Source organism: Candidatus Neomicrothrix sp., assembly GCF_035329545.1.
Taxonomy (GTDB): domain Bacteria; phylum Actinomycetota; class Acidimicrobiia; order Acidimicrobiales; family Microtrichaceae; genus Microthrix; species Microthrix subdominans.
Genome location: NZ_DAOLGP010000071.1, coordinates 1 through 4819, shown reverse-complemented (window position 1 = coordinate 4819; position 4819 = coordinate 1). Strand labels below are relative to the sequence as shown.

Below are 4819 nucleotides of genomic sequence, written 5' to 3'. Positions count from 1 at the left end.
TCGTCGAGATCGTCGAACGAACGGGCGAGCCGCCGGAACGTCCGGGTGTAGTCGAGCCGGTCGTCGGCCATCACGCCGAGCAGGTCTGCGAACAGCTCCGGATCGGTGGGCGCTGCGACGAGGCCGAGCTTGGCCTGCATGCCGGCGCGCCATTCAAGGTCGTAACGCGTGGCGAAGCGGTTGAGCGAGTCGGTGGCGATGGCGATGGCGGGATGATCCGTCGGCTCGTCGGTCTGGTCGCCGGGCTGGTCGTCGAGTGGGCGACCGACCTCATCGGCGATGAGCGGAAGCAGGGCCTCAGCGAGCCGGGCCAGGTTCCACGTGGCGATCGGAGGCTGATTGCGGTAGGCGTAACGACCGGCGTGATCGATCGAGCTGAACACGGTCGCCGGGTTGTATCGGTCCATGAACGCGCACGGCCCGTAGTCGATGCCCTCGCCGGAGATCGTCATGTTGTCGGTGTTCATCACCCCGTGGATGAACCCGGTGAGCATCCATCGGGCCACCAGCTGGGCCTGGGCTCCGACCACCGCATCGAGAAACGCCAGGTAGGGCGTCTCGGAGGCGGCCGCTTCCGGGTGGTGGCGGGCGATGGCGTAGTCGGCCAGCCGCTGCACCAGCCCATCGACGCCCAGCCTGGCGGCGTACTCGAAGGTGCCGACCCGGAGGTGGCTGGCGGCCACACGGGTGAGCACGGCCCCCGGTTCGGCCAGGTCGCGGCGCACGGACTCGCCGGTGGTAACGACCGCCAGGGCCCGGGTGGTCGGCACCCCGAGCGCCGACATGGCCTCGGCGACCAGGTACTCGCGCAGCATGGGGCCGATGGTCGCCTTGCCGTCGCCCCCGCGAGCGAACGGGGTGCGGCCCGACCCCTTCAGGTGCACGTCGAGGCGTCGGTCGCCGGGGCCGACCAGTTCGCCGAGCAGCAACGCCCGACCGTCGCCCAGGCGCGGCGAGTAGTTGCCGAACTGGTGACCGGCGTAGCTCATGGCAACCGGTCGTGCCCCGACGGGGACCCGGTTGCCGGCCAGCGTGGCCACGCCGTCGTCGCTGCAGAGTGCGTGCGCCTTCAGGCCCAGCTCGGCGCCGAGCGGCTCGTTGAGCGCCACGATCTGCGGATCGGGCACCGCGGTTGCCGCCCACTCGACGACGAGCTCGGGAAAGGCGCGTGCGAAGCCATCGTCGAGGTTGATCACCGGGTCGAGTGTGTTCGCTGGGGATTCGAGCCCGTTGGATGACGACACCCCGGTCGGCTGTGCCCCGGTCGGCTGTGCCCCGGTCGGCTGTGCCTCGGTTGGCTGCGCCTCGGTCGACTGCGCTTCGGGTGGCTGCTCGCCGGGCTGATGGCCGGACGTGGAGACGGGGGTGGGCATGGTGCGTTCCTTCTCGCTCGGCACAGGGGGTGGCGGTCGGGTCGGGCGGTCCAGTGTGCCCCGGGCCGATAGGTTGCGCCCATGAGCCAGGTTGCACCGGACACCCACCAGATCGATGATGAAGCCCGACCCGGCGCCTGGGCGGCCGACACGTCGCTGGACGTGATCGAGGTAGTCGGCCCCGACGCGGTCGGATACCTCCAGGGGCAGCTCAGCCAGAACGTGTCCGGCTTGGCGGTGGGGGCGTGGGCGCCGTCGTTGCTGCTGGAGCCCCAGGGCAAGATGTGCGCCTGGATGCGCGTGCACCGGGCGGCCGACGACACTGTGCATTTGGTGGTCGACGCGGGTTTCGGCACGGTGGTCGAGCAGCGGTTGCGTCGCTTCTGGCTGCGGACGAAGGCCGAGCTGTCGACACGGTTCAATGTGCCGACGCTGGCCGTGCGCGCCTGGCCGGACGGTTTGGCCGTGCCTGCAGCCGAGGACGTCACACCCGGCGGAGCCGACCCGATCCTGGTGGCGCCGGCGCCGTGGCCGACGCACCCGGGCTTCGATCTGATCGGCGACGGGGCGACCCTCCCCGACGACGTCGTCAGGCTCGAGGGTGATGCGGGGCGTCAGGCGCTGGAACGGGCCCGGGTGGCCAGCGGCGTGCCGGCGATGGGCACCGAGATCGGGCCCGACACCATCCCGGCTGCGGCCCGGGTGGTCGAGGCCTCGGTCGACTTCACCAAGGGCTGCTATACCGGCCAGGAGTTGGTGGCGCGCATCGACAGCCGGGGCAACGTGACCCCCACCCGGCTGGTCCTCCTCACAGGCGACGGCGAGGTGCCGCAACGGGACGCTGCGCTCAGCGTCGACGGCACCGACCGGGCCAGCGTCACCACGGCCGTCCCCGCCGCCGGGGAGGGGTGGACAGGTCTGGGATACCTGCATCGCACCGTGGACACGCCGGCAGAACTCACCCTGGCCGACGGGCAACCCGTTCACGCTGTCGACCCGGGCTAGAACCCGAGCCGAGCCACCGGTCGGGCTCAGTGATGGGCACCGAGTGACGGATGTCAGCCATCGAGCGGTGATCCAGACGCGTCGTCGGCGCCGAACTTCCCTCGATGAAACACTCAACCATCATCGTCGGTGCCGGTATCGGCGGGCTTTCCGCCGCCTGGGCACTACGTGACGACCCCGATCTGTTGGTGCTCGACGGCGGCGATCACGTCGGTGGACACAGCGACACCGCCGTCGTGCGGCCGGATGGGCCCGACGGCCCGGAGGTGGCGGTCGATACCGGCTTCATCGTCCACAACGACCTGACCTACCCCAACCTCGTCGCCCTGTTCGAGCATCTCGACGTCGAACGTGCCCCGAGCGACATGTCCTTCGCCTTCACCGGAGGCCCGGCCGCCGGTTCGAGGGGCGGCGAGGCCGAGTACTCCGGTTCGCTGGGTGGCCTGCTGGGCCACGGCGGCTGGCACCGACGCAGCAACCTTCGGCTGACCCGGGACATCGTCCACTTCGGTCGGGTGGCGGCCGCCGCGTCTGCGGACGGCACCGACCACATCACGCTGGCCGAGCTGTCCGCCCGATTCTCGCCCGAGTTTCGCGATCGCTACCTGTACCCGATGGCGGCCGCCATCTGGTCCTCGCCGGACATCGACGTCGCAGCGATGCCCGCCCGCTCGCTGATCGCCTTTTTCCACCAGCACGGCCTCTTTCGCCTGCGGAACCGCCCCCGGTGGTCGACGCTGGCCGGTGGCAGCGCCAGCTACGTCGACGCGCTGGTCGGCTCGCTCGCCGGCGAGGTTCGTCACGGCGTGTCGGTGTGCAGCGTCACCCGGGTGGGCGACGCCGTCGTCGTCTCCGCGGCGGACGGACAGTCCTGGAGCGCCGACCGGGTGGTGCTCGGCACCCACGCCGACGTCTCCCTGGCCTTGCTTGGCGACGATGCAACCCCCACCGAGCGCGACGTTCTCGGCCGGTTTCGTTTCAGCCCCAATCGGGCATACCTGCACTCCGATCCCTCATGGATGCCGCGCCGACGCAGCCACTGGTCGGCCTGGAACGTCTCGGGGACGCCATCGGAGGAGGTCACGGTGACGTATTGGATGAACCGTCTGCAGCCGCTTGAGTGCGACACCGACCTGTTCGTCACCTTGAACCCCCCGACCCGTCCCGAGTGTGTCCTGCGGGTGCGGGACTACACCCATCCGGTGATGTCGGCGGAGTCGGCCGCCGCCCAGCGGGTGCTGCCGACGATTCAGGGCCTCGGCTCGGTGTGGCATTGCGGCGCCTGGTGCGGCTACGGCTTTCACGAGGATGGGGCCGAATCCGGCCTTGCCGTCGGACAGGCGCTCGGCGGCGACGTGCCCTGGGAGCTCATCCGACGCGTCGACCGGCCGGCCTCGATCGTCACCGAGACGGCCCGGGCGAAGGAACTGGTATGAACTCGGGCTCGGTCGAACTCGGCGGCCTGGCCTCCGGGTGGTACGTCGGTCGGGTCCGCCACGTGCGCCATCGCCCGGTGACTCACCGCTTCGACTCTTCGATGATGATGGGCCTGTTCGACCTGGACGAACTCGATCGACTCGACGCCGAGGTGCGCGGCTTTGGGGTCGACCGCCATTCGCCGATCGGCTTTCATACCGCCGATCATGGCGCCGCCGACGGGTCGCCGCTGCGCCCCTGGGCGGTCGAGCGGCTCGCCGACGCCGGCATCGACGCCGCCGCAGCGGAAGGGCCGATTCGCCTGCTGTGCATGCCGCGCACCTTCGGGTTCGGTTTCGACCCGATCACCGTCTGGTTCCTGCATTTTGCCGACGGGACCCCCAGCGCGTTGATCCACGAGGTGCGCAACACCTTCGGCGACCGACACGCCTACGTGGCGCCGATCGACGACCCCCAGCACACTCCTTGGCGCCAGCGCGCCGACAAGACCATGCACGTCTCCCCGTTCTTTGACCGCGACGGCCGCTACGACTTTCGGATCGTTCCGCCCACAGCCGACGAGGGTTCCCCGGTGTCGGTCCGCATCGTCTACGGCGACGATGACGGCCCGTTGCTGACAGCGTCCTTTGCCGGGGTGCGCCGGCCCTTCACCACGCTGGGCACCCTCGCCGCCATCGCCCACACCCCGGCGGTGGCCCACAAGGCCATCGTCGGCATCCACGTCGAGGCGCTGCGCATCTGGCGCAAGGGCGTTGCCTACCGCAGCGTTCCCGAAGCGCCGCAGCGTTCCACGACCGCCGGCAGCGGCTGCCCGGTCGGCGCCCGCCGCTACTGCAATGTCCGTTCACCCAACAGCACGATCGACCGAATCCCGAAAGGAAGCTCCCGATGAGCGCCACCTCGAACCGGCTCGCCGCCGGCCTTGCCCGAATGATTGCCGGGCGTGTCAGCACCGGCACCCTGCACCTGACCGCCCCTGATGGCACCCGCAGCACCCACCGCGG

4 protein-coding genes are annotated in these 4819 nt (G+C 70.3%); 3 read left to right on the top strand and 1 reads right to left on the bottom strand.

Annotated elements, in window-relative coordinates; genetic code table 11:
* Positions 1 to 1373, bottom strand: a 1373-nt coding sequence (locus tag PKD89_RS19570; protein WP_289010168.1) for a protein adenylyltransferase SelO, incomplete at its 3' end; no start/stop codon positions are given.
* A gap of 81 nt (positions 1374 to 1454) precedes the next feature.
* Here PKD89_RS19570 and PKD89_RS19565 point away from each other — a divergent pair.
* From PKD89_RS19565 to PKD89_RS19555, 3 genes are all read left to right on the top strand, one after another.
* Positions 1455 to 2378, top strand: coding sequence for a YgfZ/GcvT domain-containing protein (locus PKD89_RS19565; RefSeq protein ID WP_289010167.1), 924 nt, complete (start codon positions 1455 to 1457; stop codon positions 2376 to 2378).
* 104 nt (positions 2379 to 2482) lie between these two features.
* On the top strand, positions 2483 to 3814 hold the full coding sequence (locus PKD89_RS19560; RefSeq protein ID WP_289010166.1) for an NAD(P)/FAD-dependent oxidoreductase: 1332 nt from the start codon (positions 2483 to 2485) through the stop codon (positions 3812 to 3814).
* The gene (locus tag PKD89_RS19555) at positions 3811 to 4707 is read left to right on the top strand and encodes a DUF1365 domain-containing protein (protein ID WP_289010165.1); all 897 of its coding nucleotides are present in this window, start codon (positions 3811 to 3813) and stop codon (positions 4705 to 4707) included. The genes PKD89_RS19560 and PKD89_RS19555 overlap by 4 nt, the downstream gene beginning before the upstream one ends.
* Positions 4708 to 4819: the final 112 nt, after the last annotated feature.